Raw genomic sequence first — 22,049 nt, 5'->3', positions numbered from 1 at the left:
ATCCTGCCATCTCAGGGCGCCAGCAGGCCGCCCAGCCGGGCGGCCTGGACCTCCCACCGCCACTCGCGCTCGATCCAGGCGCGGCCCCGCTCCCCCATCGCGCGGGCGCGCGCCGGGTCGGCCAGCAGCCCGGTGAGCGCGGTGGCGATCCCGGCGACCGAGCGGCCCGGCACGACCAGGCCCGTCTCGCCGTCCAGGACGGCGTCGGGCGCGCCGCCGGAGTCGCCGGCGACGACGGGCAGGCCGGTCGCGGACGCCTCCAGGTAGACGATGCCGAGCCCCTCCACGTCCAGGCCGCGGCGGCGGGTCCGGCACGGCATCGCGAAGACGTCCCCGGCGTCGTAGTGGGCGGGCAGCTCCTCCCAGCTCACGCCGCCGGTGAAGACCACGCTGCGGTCGACGCCGAGGGACGCCGCGAGGCGCTGCAGAGCGGCCCGGTAGGGGCCGCCGCCGACGAGCAGGAGGGCGGCGTCGGGCCGCTGCCGCAGGACGTGCGGCCAGGCGTGGATCAGCGCGTCCTGCCCCTTGCGCGGCACCAGCCGCGACACGCACACCACCACCGGGCGGTCCGCGAGCCCGTGCCGGGCCCGGATCTCCTCGCCGCCCGTGTTCCGGTGGAAGACCTTCTCGTCCACGCCGGGGGCGAGCCGCGCCAGCCGCGCGGCGGCGGGCGGTGCCAGCGCCCGCGCCAGCCGGGTGCGGGTGTACTCGCCGAGGTAGGTCAGCACGTCCAGGTCGTCGCCGATGCGGCGGAGCAGGCGCCGCGCCACCGGGAGCGCCGCCCAGCCCGCCTCGTGGCCGTGCGTGATGCCGACGAGGCGGCCGGCGCCGCGCCGCCGCAGCGCCGGGGCCAGCAGGCCGAGCGGCGCCGCCGCGCCGAACACGACCGAGTCGCAGCCCTCCGCGCGCAGTACCTCCGCGGCGCGGCGCAGCACGCCCGGCTCCGGCAGCATCAGCGACCCGGGATGCCGGACGACCGGGAACGGCTGCCGCGCGTCGAACTCCGCGGCGCCCTTCCACGCCGGGGCGTACACGACCACGGAGCCGGCCGGGCGGCGGGCGGCGAGGCCGTGCACGAACGCCTGGATGCCGCCGGGCCGCGGCGGGAAGTCGTTGGTGACGAACAGGGTCTTGGTCATCGCCTGGCCAGAATACGGACAGGCCCGCCACCGCGGCTGCGGTGGCGGGCCCCTGAGCGTGCGGTCAGTGGTTGATCTCCTGCGACGCGCGGCCGCCCTCGATCTCCTCGTGCTCGCCGTGCTCGTGCTCCTCGACGGGGACGTCGTCGAAGGTCCACGCCCGGTTGAGCCGCGACCGCAGGTGGCCGATCGGGCCCTTCGCGCCGGGCGCCGGGATGCCGGCGGCGTCCCGGTCCGGCGGCTCCGGCCGCGCGTTCTCCTTCGACAGCAGGACGTGCTTCTCCTCGTCGCGCGCCGGCTCGTGCCGCTCGGAGAACTTGCCGTCCGGCGACATCAGGATGACGCCGCTCTCCACGCCGTGGCCGACGATGTCGGCGTCCTTGCGCTGCAGGCCGAGGCAGATCCGCTTCGTGATGATGAACGCGATGACCGGCCCGACGAAGAACGTCACCCGGAAGAACCAGGTCGTGGCGAACAGCGACAGGTGGAACTTGTCCGCGAGGACGTCGTTCGCGCCGGCCAGCCACAGCAGCCCGTAGAACGTGACCGCGGCGACGCCCGTCGCGGTGCGGACCGGGGCGTTGCGCGGCCGGGTGTTGACGTGGTGGTGCCGCTTGTCGCCGGTCACCCACGCCTCGATCCACGGCCAGGCCGCGGCGCCGCCGAACACGATGCCGAGCGGCAGGGCCGCCGGGATCAGCACGCTCAGGCTGAGCGTGTGGCCCCAGGCGTTGATCTCCCAGCCCGGCATGATGCGCAGCGAGCCCTCCAGGACGCCCATGTACCAGTCGGGCTGGGAGCCCGAGGAGATGGCGCCGGGGTCGTACGGCCCGAACAGCCAGATCGGGTTGATCTGCGCGAAGGCCCCCAGCAGCGCCAGGACGCCGAAGGTGAACAGGAAGTAGGCGCCCGTCTTGGCCATGAAGACCGGGTAGAACGGGTAGCCGTAGACCTGCTTCTCGGACTGGTTCTTGACCGGCATCGCGGTGTGCTTCTGCACCCACATGATCATCATGTGCGCGGTGACCATGCCGAGCAGCAGCGCCGGGATCAGCAGGATGTGCACCATGTACAGGCGCGGCACGATGTCCTGGCCGGGGAACTCCCCGCCGAACAGGAACATGTACAGGTAGGTGCCGACGATCGGGATGCCCTCGGCCACGCCCTGCGTGATGCGCAGGCCGGTGCCGGACAGCAGGTCGTCGGGGAGCGAGTAGCCCGCGAGGCCCTCCAGCATGCCCAGCGTGAACATGCCGATGCCGATGAGCCAGTTCAGCTCGCGCGGCTTGCGGTAGGCGCCGGTGAAGAAGACCCGGAGCATGTGCGCCAGGATCGACGCCATGAACAGCAGCGCCGCCCAGTGGTGGATCTGCCGCATGAGCAGGCCGCCGCGGACGTCGAAGCTGATGTGCAGCGTCGAGGCGTACGCCTCGGACATCTTCACGCCGTTCAAGGGCTTGTAGGAGCCCTCGTACACGACCTCCACCATGCTCGGCTTGAACCAGAGCGTCAGGAACGTCCCGGTCAGCAGCAGGATGATGAAGGAGTACAGGGCGATCTCGCCCAGCATGAAGGACCAGTGGTCCGGAAAGACCTTCTTCATATTGCGCTTGAAGAAGGTGGTGGACCCGAGGCGGTCGTCGATGAACGTCAGCGGGGCCTCGACCGCCTTGGGTGCTGTCGCCTCGCTCATCCGCGCTCCCAGAAGCTCGGGCCGACGGGTTCGTGGTAGTCGCTCGTGGCGACGATGTAACCGTCCTCGACCGCCAGCGGCAGCTGCGGGAGCGGCCGGGCCGCCGGGCCGAACACGACCTTGGCGGCGTCGGTGGCGTCGAACGTGGACTGGTGGCACGGGCACAGGATGTGGTGCGTCGTCTGCTCGTACAGGGCCGCCGGGCAGCCGACGTGCGTGCAGACCTTGGAGTACGCGACGATCCCGTTGACGTGCCAGTTCTCCCGGCCCTTGGCGGGCTTGAAGTCGCCCGCCGGGACGTTGATCAGGATCGTGACGGCCTTCGCGACCTGGGTGAGCACCTCGTCCTCGGGCAGGTGCTCCTCCATGCCCTCCGGCAGCACGGTGATCATCGAGCCGGGCGAGGCGAAGTCGCTGACCTTGAGCGGCTTGTTGGTGCCGTCCACCACCAGGCGGACGCCCTTCTTGCCCTGCGCCTTCGCCTGCTTGACGGCCTCGCCCCAGAAGGTGTGCCGCAGCTTCTTCTCCGGCAGCGGGCCGAGGTCGCGCAGCAGCACCAGCGGGGCCAGCCCGAGCGGCGCGGCGGCGAGCAGCAGCGTGCGGCGCAGCAGCGGCCGCTTGGTGATGCCGCTGTCGTCCGCGCCCTCCATGAAGTCCCGGCTGAACGCCTCCCGGGTCTCCTCGTCGGCCGCCAGCTCGTGCCGCTCCTGGATGATCGGCTTGCTGGTCATCAGCCGGCGCACCCAGATGGTGACGCCGACCGCCATCGACAGGAAGGCCAGCGCCATCGTCCCGCCGAGCCAGAAGTTGTTCTCGCGGGCGTCCAGCAGGCCGTGCATGCCGCCGTCGCGGCCGCTCCAGCCGATGAAGTAGGCGATGAACGCCACGCTCGCCGCGAACGCCAGCAGGAAGAACGCCGCGACGATGCGCTCGGCACGCTTGGCCGACTGCTCGTCGAGCTGCTCCCCCACGCCGGCGGGCGCCGAGATGTCGTCCTCGGCGAGGAGCGCCTTCTCCCTCGCCGGGGACGGCGTGCCGATCACGCGTTCGCGCCGGCCGCCGTCCTCGCGCGGGCCCGTCGAGCCCGCGGTCTCCTTGTTGTCGTCGCTCATGACTTCTTCAGCTTCTTCGGCTTCTTAGCGGTGATCCACATGGCCGCCAGCACCATCAGGCTGAGCCCCACCAGCCAGGCGACCAGGCCCTCGCTCACCGGGCCGATGCGGCCGAGGCCGTTGCCGCCCGGGTTGGGCTCCTCGCGCGTCTGCACCAGGTAGGAGATGATCGCCTGCTTGTCCTCGGGCCGCAGCGTGGTGTCGTTGAACACCGGCATGGCCTGCGGGCCGGTCAGCATGGCCTCGTACATCTGGGTGGGCGTGACGTCGTCGCCCGACAGCGGCGGCGCGTACTTGCCGCCCGTCAGCGCGCCGCCCTGGCCGGTGAAGCTGTGGCACTGCGCGCAGTTGGTGCGGAACAGCTTCCCGCCGAGCGCCACGTCCCCGTTCTTCGGGTCCACGGCCGACGCGGGCGGAACCTCGGGGCCGCCGCCCAGGGAGGCGATGTAGGCCCGCAGGTCGGCCAGGTTCTTCTCGGCCTGGGCCTTCTGCTTCTCCGCCGCCTCGCGCTTCTCCGGCTCCTCGTAGTCGGTCTTGATCGAGGTGTTGAAGGCGGGGACCGGCGTCTTGCGCGGCACCTGCGCGCCAGGGTTCATCGCGGGCATGCGGCCCGTGCTGACCTGGAAGTCGACGGATGCGGCGCCCACCCCGATGAGGCTCGGCGCGATCGAGTTGCCCTCGGCGTCCTTCGTGCCCTCGGCGTTGAGCCCGTGGCAGCTCGCGCAGTTCTTGTTGAACAGCTGTTGCCCGTGCTTCAAGTCCTCCGCGGCCTGCGCGGTGTTCTGCGCCTCGGCGCGGTCGGTCTGCGGTGAGAAGCCGGCGTAGATCACGCCGATCGCCGCCAGGGCCGCCAGCACGACGGCGTAGCCCGCCCACGGGCGCCGTCGCCATGCGGTGATCCTTTTCACGGAAATCCCCGTTCGGGTCATGTCGTCGGGATGGGGTCAGAGGTCGAGCAGGTAAACGACCGAGAACAGGCCGATCCACACCACGTCGACGAAGTGCCAGTAGTAGGACACGACGATCGCGCTCGTCGCCTGCTCGTGGGTCCAGCGCTTGGCGGCGTAGGTCCGCCCGAGCAGGAACAGGAACGCGACCAGGCCGCCGACCACGTGCAGGCCGTGGAAGCCGGTGGCCAGGTAGAACACCGAGCCGTAGGCCGAGGACGAGAAGGTCAGCCCGTCGTGCGTGACGAGGTTGTAGTACTCGTAGCCCTGGCCCGCGACGAAGTAGGCGCCCATGAGGAACGAGAGGACGTACCACTCGCGCAGACCCCACCGGGCCGGGTTGAGCAGGCTGCCGTCACGGCCGACCTTGCCCGCCTCGGCCTTGAACACGCCCATCTGGCACGTCACCGAGGACAGCACCAGGATGGCCGTGTTCACCCCCGACAGGGGCAGGTCCAGCGGGGCGCCCGGCCACGCGTCTTCACCGGACTGGCCGATCGTCACGGAGCGGATCGTGAAGAACATCGCGAACAGCGCCGCGAAGAACATCAGCTCGGACGACAGCCAAACGATCGTCCCCACGCTGACCAGATTGGGACGGTTCGCCCGTGCGTGAGGTGTTGTCTCTATCGCGGATGCTGTCACGGGCAGCATTATTGCGCCCCCATCCAGTGAGTGACGCATGACCCCCCTCCTAGGGTTCCCCGCGCGTGTTGCCGGAGCCCCCGACCCGGTACCCTCACGTGCATGAGCACCACCCCGGAGAGCCCGATGAAGGTCCTCGTCTACAGCGACGACGCGAACACCCGCGCCCAGATCCGGCTGGCCGTCGGGCGCCGGCCCGCCGCCGACCTGCCCAAGGTCGAGTTCGTCGAGGTCGCCACCCAGCCCGCCGTGGTGGAGCGGCTGGACGTGGGCGACATCGACGTCGCGATCGTCGACGGCGAGACGCAGCCCGCCGGCGGCCTCGGCGTCTGCCGGCAGGCCAAGGACGAGGTCTACGACTGCCCGCCGTTCCTCGCCCTCATCGCCCGCCGCGACGACGGCTGGCTCGCCACCTGGTCGCGCGCCGACGCCGTCGCGAGCCTGCCGATCGACCCGATGGCGCTGGCGAACGCCCTCGCCGGGCTGATGCGGCAGCGCCTGGAGAACCGCCTGCCCGCCCTGTAGCCCCGCGCCCGTCCGCCGAGGGCGGCCGCACGACACCCGGTAGGGGACATGGACGCCCGCACGAACTGGCCCGCACTGCTCAACGCCCTCCTGTCGGGCGAGTCGCTGTCCAGCGAGGAGACCTCCTGGGCCATGAACAGCATCATGGCCGGGGAGGCCAGCGACGTGCAGATCGCGGGCTTCGCCGTCGCGCTGCGCGCCAAGGGCGAGACCGTCGAGGAGGTCACCGGCCTCGCCGACGGCATGATGGACAACGCCACCCGCATCGAGGTCCCCGGGCACATCGCCGACCTCGTCGGCACCGGCGGCGACCGGGCCCACACCGTCAACATCTCCACGATGGCCGGCGTCGTGGCCGCCGCGGCCGGCGTCCGCGTCGTCAAGCACGGCAACCGCGCCGCGTCGTCCTCCTGCGGCGCCGCCGACCTGCTGGAGCACCTCGGCGTCGCCATCGACCTGCCGCCGGACGCCACCGCGCGGGTCGCCGAGGAGACCGGCATCACCTTCTGCTTCGCGCCGCTCTACCACCCGGCGCTGCGGCACGCGTCCCGCACCCGCAGCGAACTCGGCACGCCGACCGTGTTCAACTTCCTCGGCCCGCTGACGAACCCGGCGCGCCCGTCCGCGCAGGCCGTCGGGGTGTTCCACCCGCGGATGGCGGGCGTCATCGCCGGCGTCTTCGCCGCCCGCGGCTGCTCGTCCCTGGTGTTCCGCGGCAACGACGGCCTCGACGAGCTCACCACCACCGGCACCTCCACCGTCTGGGTCGTCCGTGACGGCACCGCCACCGAGACCACCTTCGACCCCGCCGACCTGGGCATCGCCCCCGCCCACCCCGACGACCTGCGCGGCGCCGACGCCGAGTTCAACGCCCGCGTGGCCCGCGACACCTTCGCCGGCGCCAAGGGCGCGGTCCGCGACATAGTGCTCCTGAACGCCGCCGCCCTGATCACCGCCTACGAGGGCACCCCGCCCGCCGCAGACCTCACCAAGGCCCTGCAAACGGGCTACACCCGCGCAGCCGAAGCCATCGACTCAGGCAAGGCCAACGACCTGCTGGCACGCTGGATAGAAGTATCGGGTTCTCTTCGCTAGCTGGCCCCCACAAGCCTCAGGCGCCGGGGGCTCTGCCCCTGCTTTTCGGGGGGGGGTAGGGAGCGAAGCCCCCACCGGGGGCGTGGGGGCGGAGCCCCCACCGGGCCAACCCCCGACCGCGGGGGGCGTGGGGGGTCGCCCCCCACAATTAATCAGCGTTGGGCAGGCCCAAGGCGAATGCCTGCTCTAGGTCGTGCTGGGAGTAGGTCCGGAACGCTATGTGGGTCTCGGTGTCGACGATGCCGGGGACCTTGTTGATGCGGCCGGGGATCACGTCGTTGAGTTCCTCGTGGCGGCGCACGCGGACCATCGCCATGAGGTCGTGGTCGCCGGTGATGGAGTAGACCTCGCTGACGCCGTCGAGCGCGGCGATCGTCTCGGCCACCTCGTGGATGCGCGCGACGTCGGCCTTGACGAACACGATCGCAGTGACCACTGCACCCTCCCCCTCAGACACGGACTCTCCGACCCTATCGGGCGCGGGTCAGCCGCGGCTCAGCGCGGCCGGGCGGCGGGCGGGGCCGGCCCGGCGGGCCAGGAGGGCGAACGCCACGCCGGCCACGAAGCCGTAGATGTGCGCGGTGTAGGCGACGTTGCTCTTCTCGTCGCCCAGCGACAGCCATTGCAGGACGAACCAGTACCCGAGCACCACCCAGACGGGCAGCCGGACCACGATGACGGGCGGTACCCAGCTGACGATGCGGCCCCGCGGGTTGAGGATCACGTAGGCGCCCATCACCCCGGCGATGGCGCCGGACGCGCCGATGAGCGGGACGGTGGAGCCGGGGGACGTCCACGCGAAGCCGTAGACGGCGACCAGGCCGAACGCCAGGTAGCTCAGGAGGTAGCGCCAGCGGCCCAGGCGGTCTTCGACGCCCATGCCGACGACGAACAGCGCCACCAGGTTGCCCAGCAGGTGCAGGGCTCCGGAGTGCAGGAACATCGAGGTGAACGCGGAGGTCCAGGGCGCCTTGCCGAAGGAGGCGGGGCCGCATTCGTGGACGATGTCGGTCGGCAGGGGCTGCTGGTCGCCGGTGGTCAGCTCCTTGGGCACCGCGCCGTACTCGTAGGTGAAGTGGGCCGCCCGGCATTCGCGGACGCGGTCCTCGCCGTACCAGGTCGCGAAGTTCGACATCGGCGTGAGCAGGAAGACCACGACGTTCGCCGCGACGAGCAGGTACGTCACCCACGGGACGCGGCGCGCCGGCTGGCTGTCGTAGAGGGGCAGTGCCACAGGGTCACCTTAGTGGGCGGCCGGGGCGCGAGCGGGACGTCTCGGGCCGCTCGTAGGGCCGCTCGTAGGCCTTGTCGATCCATTCGCGCAGGCCCTCGGCGCCGTGCACGGGGCACGTCCACGGACCGTCGACCTCGACGAGCCGGACGCCGGGCAGGTCGAGCCAGCGCAGCACGCACTCCATCTCCTCGGCGGTGGCGCCCGCCGAGGGGGGCGCGCCGAGCGGGACGCCGCCGGGCGCCTCCCCGGAGGGCGGGAACACCGTCTCGGCGGTGGCGATCAGCGCGTCCACGTACGGGCGGGGGTGGGCGCGCGCCGGAACGGTCCCGGCGGCGGCGAGCCGGCCGTAGCGCACCACCGACAGCTCCCAGCCGCCGTCGAAGGCGGGCCTGGCCGCCACGAGCTGCGGCAGCCGGGCCAGGGCGGCGAGCCGCTGGCCGCGCGCGGCGGCGCGGACGAACGCGGCGAGCCGGTCGCGCTGCGCGGCGGCCTCCTCGTAGCGCAGCTCGGAGGCGAGCCGGTCGATGCGCACCTGGGCGGCGGCCACGACGGGGCGCACGTCGCCCTCCATGACGGCGCGGGCCGTCCCGGCGTGGACGGCGTAGGCGTCGGCGGACTCGCGGCCGTCGCAGGGCGCGCCGCAGCGGCCGATCTCGGCGAGCGCGCACGCGCGGGTCTTGCCGCGCTCGATCAGCCGGAGCGTCAGCCGCTGGGTGCACTGGCGCAGCGGGACGGCCTCGTGCAGGGCGGCGCGGGCCTCCTCGGCCTGCCGCCGCGACGAGATCGGCCCGAGGTAGCGGGCGCCGTCGGCGCGGCACTCGCGGACGATCGACAGCCGCGGGAAGGGCTCCACGGTCAGCTTCAGCCAGATCGCCCGCTCGGGGAACTTCGAGCGGCGGTTGTAGCGCGGCTTGTGCTCGGCGATCAGCCGCAGCTCGCGGACCTCGGCCTCCAGGCCGGTGGCGCACACGATCGTGCGGACGTTCTCGGCGAGGCCGACCATCTCGCGGACGCGCCAGCGCGTCTCCGAGCCGGTGAAGTAGCTGCGTACCCGGGAGCGCAGGTCGCCGCTCTTGCCGACGTAGAGCACCTCGCCCGCGTGGTCCTCGAACAGGTAGACGCCGGGGGTGCTCGGCACGTCGTCGGCGAGGTGGCGCTTGCGGCGCTGCTCGGGGGTGGGCGCCTTGGCGAAGCCGCGCATCTCCTCCAGGGACGTGACGCCGAACGAGCCGAGCCGCTCGATGAGGCCGTGCAGGACCTCGGTGGTGGCGCGGGCGTCGGCGAGGGCGCGGTGCGTCGGCTCGTTGGACGTCCGGAAGAAGCGGGCCAGCGTGCCGAGCTTGCAGTTGGGCACCTCGTCCTTGGACAGGACGCGGCGCGCGAGGTCGACGGTGTCGACGACGGGGAAGGCGGGCCAGGCGTAGCCGTTCGCGGCGGCGGCGGTCTTCAGGAAGCCGATGTCGAATGGGGCGTTGTGCGCGACGAGCACGCAGCCGCGCGCGAACTCCAGGAACGCGGGCAGCACCGACTCGATGCGCGGCGCGGCCGTCACCATCGCGGTGGTGATGCCGGTCAGCGCGGTGATGAACGGCGGGACGGGCCCGCCGGGGTCGACCAGCGTGCCGAAGTCGCCGAGCTCCTCGCCGCCGCGCACCTTCACCGCGCCGATCTCGGTGATGGCCGAGTCGGCGGCCGAGCCGCCCGTCGTCTCCAGGTCGACCACCACGAAGGTGACCTCGGCGAGCGGCGTGCCGAGGTCCTCCAGCGTCCCCTGCACTCCCTCAACACCGTGCGCAGCCGTCATGTGCGCGACCGTAGAGGACGCCACCGACAGAAGCCGGGGCCGCTAGGGTTGGAGGGCGCCGGCACGTCCCGCCGGGCGGGGGGCCGCGGGGGACGGCTCGGGGGAGCCCGGCGCGCCCCGTCCGATCGCGCGTCCGGCCTGGTCGGTCGCCGGTTAGGACGCGGGGCGGCAGGGAACACAGAGCCCACCGGCGGCGTAGCCCGGAAGGAGCGGGATCATCGACAGCGGCCCCGAAGCGACCCCCGGCTGCGCGGAGTCCGACGAGAAGCTGGGCAGGCCCCTCCCCGAACCGGTCCGGCAGTCGGTGGTCGAGGCCGCCGCCGAGCTGATCGGGACGCTGCCCGCCGACGAGGTCCCGGTGCCGCTGCGCCGGTTCGCGCGGTTCGAGCGCCGCAAGCGCGCCAAGCTCGCGGGGCAGCACATCGCGGCGGTGCTGGAGAAGGACGCCGCGTTCCGCGGCCGGGTCGCCGAGCCGCTGCGCGAGGCGCAGGCCGACCTGGTCGGGGAGGTCGAGGCGGGGCGGGTGCCGCCCGCCGCCGATCCGGTCCGGGTCGCGGTGCTGGCCTACCTGCTGCGGCCCGCCGGCTGGACGGCGCTCGTCGACGCGGCCCGCGCGGAGCTGGAGCGCTCCGCGACCGCCTCCGAGGAGGAGGCCGCCGAGCGCCGCGTCACCGCGCTGAAGGAGGAGCTGGCCGCCGCGCGCGCCACGCGCTCCGCCGAGCACGAGAAGGCGCGCGCCGAGCTGCGCGAGGTCAAGGCCGAGGTGGCCGAGCTGCGCCGCAAGCTGCACGACGCCCGCACCCGGTACCGGGCGGCGGAGGAGCGCGCGGACACGGTCGTGGCGGACGCCGAGCGGCGGCTGGCCGCGGCCGGCGAGTCGACGGCCGCGGCGGAGAAGGAGGTGCGCAAGCTGCGCGCCCGCGCCGAGCGGGCGGAGACCGCCGCGGAGGCCGCCAAGCGGGCCGCGCGGGAGGGGCGCAACGTCGACGACGTCCGGCTGCGGATGCTGCTCGACACGCTCGTGGACGCGGCGCAGGGCGTCCGCCGGGAGCTGGCGCTGCCCGCGACCATCGTGCGGCCGGCCGACGTGGTCGGCGGGCTGGAGCCGGACCGTCTCGCGCACCGCGCGCTGCCGGGCCGGGCCCTGTCCGACGGCGACCCGCAGCTGCTCGACCGGCTGCTGGCCCTGCCGCAGGTGCACCTGATCGTGGACGGCTACAACGTCACGAAGACCGGCTACGGGGAGCTGCCGCTGTCGGACCAGCGCAGCCGGCTGGTGTCCGGGCTCGGCGGGCTGGCCGCGCAGACCCGCGCCGAGGTGACCTGCGTGTTCGACGGCGCGGAGCTGGACGCGCCGGTGGCGATCGCGGCGCCGCGCGGCGTCCGGGTGAAGTTCAGCGCCCCGGGGCAGACCGCGGACGAGCTGATCGGCGAGCTGGTGCAGGCCGAGCCGCCGGGCCGTCCCGTGGTGGTGGTGTCCTCGGACCGGGAGGTCGCCGACGCGGCCCGGCGCGCCGACGCGCGGCCGTGCCCGTCGACGCTGCTGCTGCGCCGGCTCGGCCGGTCCTGACCGGGCGCCGCCGGTTAAGGACGGTTTAAGGCCGCGATAAGGGACGGGTCGCAATCCGTGATCTTGTCGCCACGGAAAGTGGACGTTGCCTGTCGATCTCCATCAAAGAGTGACGAATCGGTTGTGACGGTTGTTGCCCATCGCTAATGTCGTCCGCTGACGTCGTGGACGAGAGGGGCGAAACCGACCGTGGCCAAAGATCTCATCGGGGCACCGGCACGCGAGCGTGACCGGAGGGGCGGCCCCGCGAGCAGAGGCGCCTCCCGCCGCCTGGCGGCCGCCGCCTGCCTGACCGTGACCGCCGCCCTGGTCTCCCCCCCGGTGGTGGCGCACGCCGACCCCAGGCCGACCAAGGCCCAGGCGCAGAAGAAGCTCGAGAAGCTCACCGAGCAGTTCGACCAGGAAGTCGAGAAGTACAACCAGAACCGCGAGAAGCTCAAGGTCGCGAAGAAGAAGTACGAAACGGCGAACAAGGCGAGCAAGGAGGAGCAGGCCACCTTCGAGCAGCAGCGCTCCAAGATCGCCCAGATGGCGGCCGCCGCCTACAAGAACGGCGACTCCACGGACGTGACGGGCTTCGTGGGCAGCAAGGACCCGCAGTCGATCCTCGACCAGGCGGCCGTCTTCTCCCACCTGTCGCACGAGCGCAGCTCCCAGCTCACCCAGTTCCTCGCCACCGCGCAGCGCCTGCGCCGCGAGCAGTCGCAGGCCAAGGCCGCCTACGACGAGATGAAGCAGAAGCAGGCGGAGATCAAGAAGAAGAGGGCCGAGCTCGACAAGAAGGTCGAGAAGCAGAAGGCGCTGGTCCGGCGGCTCGGCGGCGGTTCGTCGTCCTCCGGCGGTTCGTCGTCCTCCGGCGGCGGGGCGACCGGCGGCACCTACAACGGCCCGGCGAGCGGCGCCCCGCGCGCGGCGCTGGACTTCGCCTACGCCCAGCTCGGCAAGCCGTACCAGTACGGCGCCGAGGGCCCGGGCTCCTACGACTGCTCCGGCCTGACCATGAAGGCGTGGGCCGCGGCGGGCGTCGGCATCACCCGCACCACCAACTCCCAGTACGCCGCCACCAAGCGGGTGGCCAAGAGCAACCTGCAGCCGGGCGACCTGGTCTTCTTCAGCAGCCTCGGCCACGTCGGCATGTACGTGGGCAACGGCAAGATGATCCACGCCCCGCGCACCGGCAAGAACGTTGAGATCGTCAGCATCACCTCGGGCTACTACCTGAACAACTACTACGGCGCCGGACGCCCCTGAGGCGTCCCTCCGCGCCCCCGCCGAGGGGCCGCGGAACGGCTCCCCCCGACAACGGACCAGGCTTGACCTGGTCCGTTGTTAATTTTGGGGGGGTTTGCCTTCTCTTGGGGCTTTGGTACCTTGTCCTCACCCATCGGCGCCCTCCAGGCGCCGTGGCCACGCGACGCCCACCAGGCGCCGCGGCCCCGCGCGGCGCGTCAGTCAGCCGCGCGACGGCGGCGCGAGCCACGCGCCGCTCCCCCCTCGGGACGGCACGGCCCACGCGCCGTCCCCGCGGCACCCGCGGGGTGCCGCAGCGGTCCGCACGCGGACCGCGGCCGGCCCGGCCCACCGTGCGCACGCCCGCAGCGGCATGGCGCTGAGAGCGCGGCCACGGCGGTCCCTCGGGGCCAGCCTCCCCGGACGTCCCCCGGCAACGGGCCCGACGTCCGTGCACAACATCAGGCGCCGCTCGTTCGCACGCGGGAGACAGGTCCCGCGCCGGGCCCCATCTCGCCCCCAGGAGCGCAGCGGCAGCGCCGAATCCGCGCAGCGCGGAACCGGGGAACCACATCGCCGGAGTCCGGGAGTCCTCCCGGACGGGCATTCCGGCACCCGGGGTGAATCGGTGCGTCTCTCCCGGCCCCGTTCCGGTGGAGCCCGCCGTAGGGCCAGCTTCCTCGCCCGAACCCGTCAGCTAACCCGGTAGGCGTCTGGAAGAGCGAAGGAGAGATTCCGCAGCGTTGCCTGGGCGTGGCCGCCCATCATGCGGCCACGCCCGGACCCCCTGCGCTCCGCGGGCCCCGCCCGCCGAGCGCTCCCCATCCGAACCGGCGTGCCCGCAACGGGCACGCCACCGCCGAGTCCGCGGCCGCGCCAGCGCGCCGGACGCGGAGCCGGGGACCCATCCAGTCCCTTCACATCGGGGTGAATCGGCCTGCCCAAGGGCGGCCGTAGGGCGGCTTCCACGCCCGAACCCGTCAGCTAACCCGGTAGGCGGCATGGAAGTCGAGGAGACCCCCCGTGCCAGGCGCACATCGCAAGAAGATCCCGGGCAAGCACCGCAAGGCGAGCCCTCTTTCCCTCCCGTGGCGGACGACCGGCGGCGTCCTCGTCGGCGCCGCCGTACTCGGCACCGCCGCGGTGACCGCCCAGGCGTCCGTCCTGCCGTTCGGCTCCGCCCCCGCGGCGACCACGGCGGCCGACGCCGCCGTCGCCAAGAAGGCGGACAAGGGCTCGTCCGGAAACTCGTCCAAGGACGCCTCCAAGCGCGGGCGGAGCAAGGCGGCCACGACGCCGAAGCCGTCCGCGCCGTCCCCCGGCAAGAGCGCGAAGGCCGAGCCGGAGCCGGCCGCCGCCGGGAAGCGGGCCTCGGCCTCGCGTCCCACCGCCGCGCAGGCCATCGAACTCGCCCGGTCCCAGGTCGGCGTCAAGGAGGACGGCGGCGGCGAGACCAAGTTCCAGCAGTGGTACATGAGCACGTCCCGCGCGCAGCAGACCCTCGCCCGCGACGGCGGCTCCCTCGGCGGCTACAGCGACGCGAACTGGTGCGACATGTTCGTCTCCTGGGTCGGCGAGCAGATCGGCTTCACCGACCAGATCGGCAGCGACGCCTGGACGGTCGCCCACGCCCGCTGGTTCCAGGAGCACGGCCGCTGGGGCACCGAGCCCAGGCCGGGCGCGATCGTCTTCTTCGCCTGGGACGGCGGCAAGAAGGTCACCGACATCCGGCACGTCGGCATGGTGATCAAGAAGGCCGGCGAGGGCACCGTCCAGACCGTCGAGGGCAACACCGGCAACGCCGTCCAGGTCAAGGTGCGCTCGGCCAGTGACATCGTCGGCTACGGATACCCCGACTACAAGTCGTGACGGCCTCCCCGGCGGCGCGGGCTGCATAGGATCGCGCGCATGGAGGACGCTCGGGACCACGACCCGGAGCGGGACGCCCCCGAGCGGGACGCCTCGCGGCGCGGCGGTCCCGTCACGCGGCGCAGGGCCCTGGTCCTCGGCGCGGGCGGGACCGCCGCGCTGCTCGCGGGCGGCGGCGCCCTCCTCGGCGCGCGGGCCGGCGCCGGCGCGGCACCGGCGGCCCGCGCGGCCCGCGGCGGCGGGTCGCGCGCGGCCGGGCCCTTCAGCCTCGACGCCGCCGGGACCGTCCTCGCCAACCGCGCCCGGGCCGTGCGGACCGGCGACCGCTTCGCCTTCCTCGCCACCGTCGGGGAGGCGCCCAGGACGTTCCAGGACGCCCAGTCCCGCATGTACGACAACCTCCGCCGGCTGCCCCTCGAAGGCTGGGAGGAGCGCGCCGTCAACGTCCAGGCCGCGGCCGAGGACGGCGCCGTCCTCCGCGTGGAGGTGCGCTACCGGCTGCGGGGCTTCGACAAGGGCCACGTCGCCCGCACCCGCTACCTCGCGATGGCCCCGGGCTCCGGCACCTGGACGATCGCCGGGGACGGGACGTCCCACGGCCTCACCGACGACGCCGACATCTGGGACGGCGGGCCCCTCACCGTGGTCAAGGGCCGCAGCAGCCTCGTCATCGGCGACACGACGGGCCTCGACGGCATCGCCGCCCGCCTGGACGCCGCCGTACCGGTCGTCACCGGCGTCGTCGGCCGCGGCTGGGCGCAGCGGGTCGTCGCACTGGTCCCCGCCGACGCGGGCCTGGCGTCCGCGCTCGCGGGCCCCGGGCAGAGCCTCGGCGAGATCGCCGCGCTCGCCACGGTCGCGCCGGCGGGCGGCACCGGCCGCGGCGAGGACCGCGTCATCGTCTCCCCCGGCACCTTCGGCCGCCTCAACGGCCTCGGGCGCGACGTCGTCCTCACGCACGAGTTGACCCATGTCGCCACCGGCGGCGCCCGGGACCGGCGGACCCCGCTGTGGCTGATCGAGGGCTTCGCCGACTACGTCGGCTACCGGCGCGTCAAGATCGGCGTCCGGTCGGCGGCCGGCGAGCTGCGCCGCGAGGTCGCCGCCGGGCGGCTGCCCGCCGCCCTCCCGGCGCCGGCCGCCTTCGCGGGCGGCTCCCCGCGGCTCTCCCAGGCCTACCAGGAGTCCTGGCTCGCCTGCCGGATGGTCGCCGACCGGTACGGTGAGGCGACGCTCGTCCGGCTCTACCGGGCCGCCGGGCGCGTCCCGGAGGCCGCCGCGCTGCGCGACGTGCTCGGCCTCACCCGGGACCGCTTCACCGCCCTGTGGCGCGATTACGTGAAGAAGGAGCTCGCATGAGTGAGCGAAGCGAAGCGGGGGGCGTGGGGGGTCGACCCCCCACAGAAGACACGAGTGAGCGAAGCGAGGCGGGGGGCGTGGGGGCCGTTGAGGTGGCGGGGAGCCGCGTTGAGCGGGACTCGGCCGGGGCCGGGATGCGGGGGGCTCGGGTCGCGGCGGGGGTCGCCGCTCTGGTGCTGTTCGCGGCCGTGGCGGCCGTGCTCGCGCTGACCACGCCGTGGAACCCGCTGCCGGGGCACGTGCCCGGCGGGCATGTGCGGGCCGACCCGGCGCTCGACTTCTCCCCCGCCGAGATCGCGCGGTCCAGGGCGTTCGACTCGGCCGTGAACCCGCCCGCCTACGCGGGGCTGCTGGTGGGGCTCGCGGTGGTCCTCGTGCTCGGCCTCACCCCGCTCGGCGCGCGCCTCGTCGGCCGGGTCACCGCCCGCACCCGGCGCCGTCCCCTCAAGATCGCGCTCGCGGCGGTCGTGCTCGTCGCCGTGCTGCGCGTCGCCGGGCTGCCGTTCGACATCTGGGGCGAGTCGGTGCTGCGCCGGTACGGGCTGTCGACGCAGAGCTGGCCCGCGTGGCTGGTCGACCAGCTGAAGTCCCTCGGCGTCACCTGCGTCATCTACACGGTCGCGCTGCTGCTCCTGTACGCGGTGGTGCGCCGGTTCCCGCGCTACTGGTGGACGGGCGCCGCCGCCGGCGGGTTCGCGCTCGTCGTGCTCGTGTCGTTCATCTACCCGATCGCCGTCGAGCCGGTCTTCAACAAGTTCCACTCGCTGCCGCAGGGGCAGCTGCGCAGCGACCTGCTCGCGATGGCGAAGCGGGACGGTGTGCCGGTGAAGGACGTCCTGGTCGCCGACGCCTCCCGGCGGACGACGTCGCTGAACGCCTACGTGTCGGGGTTCGGCTCCACGCGGCGGATCGTCCTATACGACACGCTGCTGAAGTCGCCGCGCCCGCGGATCGAGTCGATCGTCGGGCACGAGCTCGGCCACGCGAAGCGCCGTGACGTCCTGTGGGGCACGCTGGTGGGCGCGCTGGGCGTGGCCGGGGCGCTGTGCCTGCTGTACCTCCTGATGACCTCTCCGCGGCTCCTGCGGCGTGCCGGGGTCGATCCCGGCGGCCCGCCCGGGGCCGCCTCCCGCGGGCGGGCGGCGGCGGACCCGCGCACCGTCGCGCTGGTGCTCGCGCTCGTCGCCGCCGGGACGCAGGTCTCCGCCCCCGTCCAGAACCTGGTCAGCCGGCGCATCGAGGCCCGCGCGGACGCGCACGCCCTCCAGCTCACCCGCGACCCGGCGACGTTCGTGTCGATGCAGCACGAGCTGTCGGTGCGCAACATCTCCGATCTGAGCCCCGACGCCCTGGAGCGCCTCCTGTGGATGACGCACCCGGCGGGGCCGGACCGGATCGCGATGGCCCGCGACTGGGCCCGGATGAACCGCGTCCCGGTCCCGCCTCCGCTGCGCTGAGCGGGCGTCAGTTCCCCTCGGCGCCCTGCTTCTGCGGCGCCTTCTGCTGCGAGCCCTGCCCCTGCCGCGCGGACAGGGTCGCCGCGTCAGGGCGCGGCGCGGTCGTCACCGGCCGCTTCAGCGCGCCGCCCTTCACCCAGTCGTTCCAGCCGACCTGCCAGAAGCCCCAGCCGTTGTCGGGCTCCAGCTTCCGGCTGGTGCCCGTCACCTCGACCGGGTCGCCGCGGTAGCTGAGGTTGTAGAACCACTTGGCGTTGGACGGGCTGATGTTGATGCACCCGTGGCTGACGTTCTCGCTCCCCTGGGAGCCGACCGACCACGGCGCGCTGTGCACGTACTCGCCGCTGTTGGAGATGCGCACGGCCTTGTACACGGTCAGGCTGTAGCCGCCGGGGCTTCCGGGGCTGACGCCCATCCACTCCGACGTCATGACGGTGGGGTCCTCCTTGGCCATCGTCAGGTGGACGCCGTTGGTGGTGGTGTACTTGCGGGACCCGCCGCGGCCCATGCTGGTCGGGATGGTCTTGACCTTCTTGCCGTTGACCTTGACGACCATCTTGTGGCTGTCCTCGCCCGCGGTGGACACGTGCGAATCGCCGATCTTGAAGTCGACGGCGTAGTTCTTGCCGCCGTAGACGTCCCCGCCGGTGCGCACGCCGGCCAGGTGCGCCCGGAACCTCACGTTCGTGTGGGCGGGCCAGTACTGCTTGGTGCGGAACACGACCTGCTGGTCGCCGAACCAGTGCCAGGCGCCCTCGACGGTCCGGTCCGCCGTGACCTCCAGCGCCCGCTCGACCGCCGCCCGGTCCTTCACCGGCTCCTCGAAGTTCATGATGATCGGGATGCCGACCCCGACCGTCTCCTTGTTGTAGGGCGCCTCGACCGTCACGCCGTTCGTCTTGGCGGCCTCGGCCGTGGTGAAGCGGCTGGACACCGTGCGGGTCCGGCCGTCCTCGCCGAGCGCCGTCGCGGCGACCGTGTAGGTCTTCCCCGGCTCCAGCGACCAGCGCGACCGCCACTGCGTCCGGTCGGCGCTGAGGTCCCCCTCGACATCGCCCTTCCCGGTCGACACCGTGACGCTCTCGATCGTGCCGCTGTGCGCCCGGACGTCGATCTGGCTGTCCGGCTTGAGCTTGCCGCCGCCGCTCACCGGTGAGACCGCGAGCCGTACCGCGTCCGCGGCCTCCGGCTCGCCGCCCGAGCACGCCGCGGCCCCCGCCACGACGCTCGCGCCGACGAGCACGGCGGCAGTGCGCCGGCCCCGCTCCCCCGGTCCTGAGCCACCCACCCGCATGTGGACCCCCCGGTCGTCCTCCTGGGCGATCGGTCCGCCTTGCCCAGCCCGGTGGCTGGAACGGCGCCCAGTATGTGAAAGGGCCGGTACCCGCTAAAAAGCGGACACCGGCCCCCGATGGGAGTCTTTTACCGACTAGTGGGCGAAATGACCCCGGTAGTACTCGAAGACGAGACCGATGGTGGTCAGGATCGCGCTGGCCACGCCGAGGATCACCAGCCACCAGCCGAACACGATGCCGAGCGCCACCGCCGAGGCCGACAGCGCGACCCACAGCGGCCACCAGCTGTGCGGGCTGAAGAAGCCCAGCTCACCGGCCGCGTCCGCGATCTCGCCCTGCGGGTCGTCCTCGAACAGCGGGCCCGAGTTCGCCCGCTCCAGGCGGCGGATCGTGAAGTGGACGTAGAAACCGATCAGCCCGGCGAGGCCGACCGCGAGGCCGAGCGCCGTCGTGCCCGTCCAGTCCTTGGACCAGAGCCAGTACACGACGTCGGTCGCGAGGAAGAAGACCGCGCAGCCGTAGAACATGAACGCCTGGACGCGCATCGGCTACTCCCCCTTCGCCCCGGCGAGCTCGCCCTTGGCACCCACGTGCGGGTGGTGCAGGTCGAACGCCGGCCGCTCGGAACGGATCTTCGGGATCGAGTTGAAGTTGTGCCGCGGCGGCGGGCAGGACGTCGCCCACTCCAGCGAGTTGGCGTAGCCCCACGGGTCGTCGACCTCGACCTTCTTGCCCTTCTTCCACGTGATGTAGACGTTGTAGAAGAACGGCAGCATCGAGGCGCCCAGGATGAACGAGAAGATCGTCGAGATCTCGTTCAGCCCGTGGAACTCGGCGGCGTAGTCGGCGTACCGGCGCGGCATGCCCGCCGCACCCAGCCAGTGCTGCACGAGGAACGTGCCGTGGAAGCCGATGAACAGCAGCCAGAAGTGCACGTGGCCGAGCTTGTCGTTGAGCATCTTGCCGGTCCACTTCGGCCACCAGAAGTAGAAGCCCGCGAACATCGCGAACACCACGGTGCCGAAGACGACGTAGTGGAAGTGCGCCACCACGAAGTAGGAGTCCGACAGCTGGAAGTCCATCGGCGGGGACGCCAGGATGACGCCGGTCAGACCGCCGAACAGGAACGTCACCAGGAAGCCCAGCGACCACAGCATCGGCGATTCGAACGTCAGTTGTCCTCGCCAGATCGTCCCCACCCAGTTGAAGAACTTCACCCCCGTGGGCACGGCGATGAGGAACGACATGAAGGAGAAGAACGGCAGCAGGACCTGGCCGGTCACGAACATGTGGTGCGCCCACACCGTGATGGAGAGGCCGGTGATGCTGATGGTCGCGAAGACCAGGCCGATGTAGCCGAAGACCGGCTTGCGGCTGAACACCGGGAGGATCTCCGTCACGATGCCGAAGAAGGGCAACGCGATGATGTAGACCTCCGGATGCCCGAAGAACCAGAACAGGTGCTGCCATAGCAGCGCGCCGCCGTGCGCGGCGTCGAAGATGTGCGCGCCCAGCTTGCGGTCGGCCTCCAGGGCCAGCAGCGCGGCGGCGAGGACCGGGAACGCCAGCAGGACCAGGATGGAGGTCAGCAGGACGTTCCAGGTGAAGATCGGCATCCGGAACATCGTCATGCCCGGCGCGCGCATGCACAGGATCGTGGTGATGAAGTTGACCGCGCCCATGATGGTGCCGAAACCCGACATCGCCAGGCCCATCACCCACATGTCGCCGCCGATGCCCGGCGAGCGGACCGCGTCCGACAGCGGGGCGTAGGCGAACCATCCGAAGCTGGCCGCGCCGCCCGGGGTCAGGAAGCCCGCGATGACGATCAGGCTGCCGAACAGGAACAGCCAGTACGCCAGCATGTTCAGCCGCGGGAACGCCACGTCCGGGGCGCCGATCTGCAGCGGCATGATCACGTTGGTGAAGCCCGCGAACAGCGGCGTCGCGAACATCAGCAGCATGATCGTGCCGTGCATGGTGAACAGCTGGTTGTACTGCTCGTTGCTGACGACCTGCAGTCCCGGCTCGAACAGCTCGGCGCGGATGAGCAGCGCGAGCACGCCGCCGAACAGGAACATGAAGAACGAGGTGATCAGGTAGAGGTAGCCGATCACCTTGTGGTCGGTGGACGACATCCAGGAGGCGATGAGGCGCCCCTTGCTCGTCCGCGGCGCGGCGATCGGCGCGCTCGGGGCGTGACTCGTCGCGGTCACTTCCCACCTCCCGCGGCCAGTGCTTGCTTCGAATCTGCGATGAACTTGTCGTACTGCTCCGGCGTCACGACACGCAGCTGGAACAGCATCTTGCTGTGGTCGACGCCGCAGAGTTCGGCGCAGCGGCCCTCATAGGTGCCGAGCTTGTTCGCCGTGAACTCGAACTCGTTGGTGTACCCCGGCATGACGTCCTTCTTGTAGATCAGCGCGGGGACCCAGAACGAGTGGATGACGTCGTTGGAGTGCAGCTTCACCCGGACGGTCTTGCCGGCGGGGATCGTCATGACCGGCTTGCCCGGAGCGGGCCCGTTGGGGGCCACCGGCACGCCGGTGACGGTGGCGACGGTCTTGCCGCTCTCCTTGTAGTCGAACTGCCAGCTCCACTGGTACGCCGTCACGTCGACGACCACCGCGGGATTGTCGGTGGTCTTCTCGACGAAGTTCTCGTCGCGTGCGGTGAAGTAGAACAGGACCGCGATGATGACGAACGGGACCGCCGTATAGAGGATCTCGATCGGCATGTTGTAGCGGACCTGCGGCGGCAGGTCGTCGGAGCGCTTGCGGTGGAACAGAATCGCCCAGATGATCAGGCCCCAGACGACGGCCCCGACCGCGAACGCCGCGATCCAGGAGCCCTGCCACAGGTGCAGCATGCGCTCGCCTTGAACGCTGATCGGCTCGGGCAGGCCCAGCCGGGAACCACTGCAGCCGGTGGCGGCGAGCGCCAGCAGCCCTAGCGCACCGGCGCTTTTCAATGCGCGGCGACTGCGCACAGGCGTACGCCGCTCCCTAGAGCGGGTCGGACTCACGGAATGCCTTCCCCACGGATGAAGCCCGGTCGGCCGGGCGGGTGAGATCA

Annotated in this window: 19 protein-coding genes and 2 riboswitches; of the genes, 7 read left to right on the top strand and 12 right to left on the bottom strand. The window is 72.2% G+C overall.

The features are described from left to right. Positions 1-11: 11 nt before the first annotated feature. From HUT06_RS14870 to HUT06_RS14850, 5 genes are all read right to left on the bottom strand, one after another. Positions 12-1,139, bottom strand: coding sequence for a glycosyltransferase family 4 protein (locus HUT06_RS14870; RefSeq protein WP_176196273.1), 1,128 nt, complete (start codon positions 1,137-1,139; stop codon positions 12-14). Positions 1,140-1,203: 64 nt separating this feature from the next. Then, entirely contained in the window at positions 1,204-2,832 is a 1,629-nt protein-coding gene (locus HUT06_RS14865) for a ubiquinol-cytochrome c reductase cytochrome b subunit (protein WP_176196272.1), read from the bottom strand. Further along, a complete protein-coding gene (locus HUT06_RS14860; protein ID WP_176196271.1) occupies positions 2,829-3,944 on the bottom strand; it encodes a ubiquinol-cytochrome c reductase iron-sulfur subunit in 1,116 nt (371 codons plus the stop codon). Before HUT06_RS14860 ends, HUT06_RS14865 begins: the two co-directional genes overlap by 4 nt. After that, on the bottom strand, positions 3,941-4,852 hold the full coding sequence (locus HUT06_RS14855; RefSeq protein ID WP_176196270.1) for a c-type cytochrome: 912 nt from the start codon (positions 4,850-4,852) through the stop codon (positions 3,941-3,943). The genes HUT06_RS14860 and HUT06_RS14855 overlap by 4 nt, the downstream gene beginning before the upstream one ends. A gap of 36 nt (positions 4,853-4,888) precedes the next feature. Beyond that, complete coding sequence (locus tag HUT06_RS14850; RefSeq protein WP_368406969.1) at positions 4,889-5,545, bottom strand: heme-copper oxidase subunit III; 657 nt, start codon at positions 5,543-5,545, stop codon at positions 4,889-4,891. Between the two features lie 93 nt (positions 5,546-5,638). Here HUT06_RS14850 and HUT06_RS14845 point away from each other — a divergent pair, with 93 nt between their 5' ends. Beyond that, positions 5,639-6,061, top strand: a complete 423-nt coding sequence (locus HUT06_RS14845) for a response regulator transcription factor (RefSeq protein WP_176196269.1) — start codon at positions 5,639-5,641, stop codon at positions 6,059-6,061. 48 nt (positions 6,062-6,109) lie between these two features. Further along, a complete protein-coding gene (trpD, locus tag HUT06_RS14840) occupies positions 6,110-7,156 on the top strand; it encodes an anthranilate phosphoribosyltransferase (RefSeq protein ID WP_176196268.1) in 1,047 nt (348 codons plus the stop codon). A 148-nt stretch (positions 7,157-7,304) separates the two neighbouring features. Here the strand turns inward: trpD and HUT06_RS14835 are convergent, their stop codons facing one another. From HUT06_RS14835 to HUT06_RS14825, 3 genes are read right to left on the bottom strand one after another with little or no spacing between them, the layout of a single operon-like run. Further along, positions 7,305-7,592 carry an Lrp/AsnC family transcriptional regulator gene (locus HUT06_RS14835; RefSeq protein ID WP_176196267.1) on the bottom strand — a complete coding sequence of 96 codons (288 nt, stop codon included), beginning with the start codon at positions 7,590-7,592 and terminating at the stop codon, positions 7,305-7,307. A 48-nt stretch (positions 7,593-7,640) separates the two neighbouring features. Beyond that, the gene (locus tag HUT06_RS14830) at positions 7,641-8,390 is read right to left on the bottom strand and encodes a rhomboid family intramembrane serine protease (protein WP_176196266.1); all 750 of its coding nucleotides are present in this window, start codon (positions 8,388-8,390) and stop codon (positions 7,641-7,643) included. Positions 8,391-8,394: 4 nt separating this feature from the next. Beyond that, entirely contained in the window at positions 8,395-10,194 is a 1,800-nt protein-coding gene (locus HUT06_RS14825; RefSeq protein WP_176196265.1) for a DEDD exonuclease domain-containing protein, read from the bottom strand. 304 nt (positions 10,195-10,498) lie between these two features. On the opposite strand from HUT06_RS14825, the gene HUT06_RS14820 reads away from it, so the two are divergent. From HUT06_RS14820 to HUT06_RS14800, 5 genes are all read left to right on the top strand, one after another. Then, positions 10,499-11,764 carry an NYN domain-containing protein gene (locus tag HUT06_RS14820; protein WP_254715186.1) on the top strand — a complete coding sequence of 422 codons (1,266 nt, stop codon included), beginning with the start codon at positions 10,499-10,501 and terminating at the stop codon, positions 11,762-11,764. A gap of 189 nt (positions 11,765-11,953) precedes the next feature. Continuing rightward, complete coding sequence (locus HUT06_RS14815; protein WP_176196264.1) at positions 11,954-13,015, top strand: C40 family peptidase; 1,062 nt, start codon at positions 11,954-11,956, stop codon at positions 13,013-13,015. Positions 13,016-13,521: 506 nt separating this feature from the next. Further along, positions 13,522-13,721: riboswitch (cyclic di-AMP (ydaO/yuaA leader) on the top strand. Positions 13,722-13,866: 145 nt separating this feature from the next. After that, positions 13,867-14,009: riboswitch (cyclic di-AMP (ydaO/yuaA leader) on the top strand. An 8-nt stretch (positions 14,010-14,017) separates the two neighbouring features. Continuing rightward, positions 14,018-14,863 carry a CHAP domain-containing protein gene (locus HUT06_RS14810; protein WP_254715185.1) on the top strand — a complete coding sequence of 282 codons (846 nt, stop codon included), beginning with the start codon at positions 14,018-14,020 and terminating at the stop codon, positions 14,861-14,863. A gap of 39 nt (positions 14,864-14,902) precedes the next feature. Next, positions 14,903-16,222: a hypothetical protein gene (locus tag HUT06_RS14805; protein ID WP_176196263.1), complete on the top strand. Its 1,320-nt coding sequence runs from the start codon at positions 14,903-14,905 to the stop codon at positions 16,220-16,222. A 77-nt stretch (positions 16,223-16,299) separates the two neighbouring features. Next, the gene (locus HUT06_RS14800; RefSeq protein ID WP_254715184.1) at positions 16,300-17,679 is read left to right on the top strand and encodes a M48 family metallopeptidase; all 1,380 of its coding nucleotides are present in this window, start codon (positions 16,300-16,302) and stop codon (positions 17,677-17,679) included. A 7-nt stretch (positions 17,680-17,686) separates the two neighbouring features. On the opposite strand, the gene HUT06_RS14795 is transcribed toward HUT06_RS14800, so the two are convergent. The 4 genes from HUT06_RS14795 to coxB form a co-directional block, all read right to left on the bottom strand. Next, a complete protein-coding gene (locus tag HUT06_RS14795) occupies positions 17,687-18,922 on the bottom strand; it encodes an Ig-like domain-containing protein (protein ID WP_254715183.1) in 1,236 nt (411 codons plus the stop codon). A 186-nt stretch (positions 18,923-19,108) separates the two neighbouring features. Further along, positions 19,109-19,519 (bottom strand): cytochrome c oxidase subunit 4, encoded by a 411-nt coding sequence (locus HUT06_RS14790; protein ID WP_176196260.1) that lies wholly within the window; start codon positions 19,517-19,519, stop codon positions 19,109-19,111. A gap of 3 nt (positions 19,520-19,522) precedes the next feature. Then, positions 19,523-21,112, bottom strand: a complete 1,590-nt coding sequence (ctaD, locus tag HUT06_RS14785) for a cytochrome c oxidase subunit I (protein WP_254715755.1) — start codon at positions 21,110-21,112, stop codon at positions 19,523-19,525. Positions 21,113-21,186: 74 nt separating this feature from the next. Next, positions 21,187-21,945 (bottom strand): cytochrome c oxidase subunit II, encoded by a 759-nt coding sequence (coxB, locus tag HUT06_RS14780; protein ID WP_254715182.1) that lies wholly within the window; start codon positions 21,943-21,945, stop codon positions 21,187-21,189. Between the last annotated feature and the right edge of the window lie 104 nt (positions 21,946-22,049).

Source organism: Actinomadura sp. NAK00032, assembly GCF_013364275.1.
Lineage (GTDB): Bacteria > Actinomycetota > Actinomycetes > Streptosporangiales > Streptosporangiaceae > Spirillospora.
This window is presented reverse-complemented; position numbering and strand designations above follow the sequence as displayed.

Coding starts and splice junctions, on each gene's coding strand:
- HUT06_RS14845 (WP_176196269.1), top strand. CDS start 5,639: ATGAGCACCACCCCGGAGAGCCCGATGAAGGTCCTCGTCTACAGCGAC.
- HUT06_RS14870 (WP_176196273.1), bottom strand. CDS start 1,139: ATGACCAAGACCCTGTTCGTCACCAACGACTTCCCGCCGCGGCCCGGC.
- HUT06_RS14825 (WP_176196265.1), bottom strand. CDS start 10,194: ATGACGGCTGCGCACGGTGTTGAGGGAGTGCAGGGGACGCTGGAGGAC.
- HUT06_RS14805 (WP_176196263.1), top strand. CDS start 14,903: ATGGAGGACGCTCGGGACCACGACCCGGAGCGGGACGCCCCCGAGCGG.
- trpD (WP_176196268.1), top strand. CDS start 6,110: ATGGACGCCCGCACGAACTGGCCCGCACTGCTCAACGCCCTCCTGTCG.
- HUT06_RS14860 (WP_176196271.1), bottom strand. CDS start 3,944: ATGAGCGACGACAACAAGGAGACCGCGGGCTCGACGGGCCCGCGCGAG.
- HUT06_RS14790 (WP_176196260.1), bottom strand. CDS start 19,519: ATGCGCGTCCAGGCGTTCATGTTCTACGGCTGCGCGGTCTTCTTCCTC.
- ctaD (WP_254715755.1), bottom strand. CDS start 21,112: ATGTCGTCCACCGACCACAAGGTGATCGGCTACCTCTACCTGATCACC.
- HUT06_RS14865 (WP_176196272.1), bottom strand. CDS start 2,832: ATGAGCGAGGCGACAGCACCCAAGGCGGTCGAGGCCCCGCTGACGTTC.
- HUT06_RS14850 (WP_368406969.1), bottom strand. CDS start 5,545: ATGCTGCCCGTGACAGCATCCGCGATAGAGACAACACCTCACGCACGG.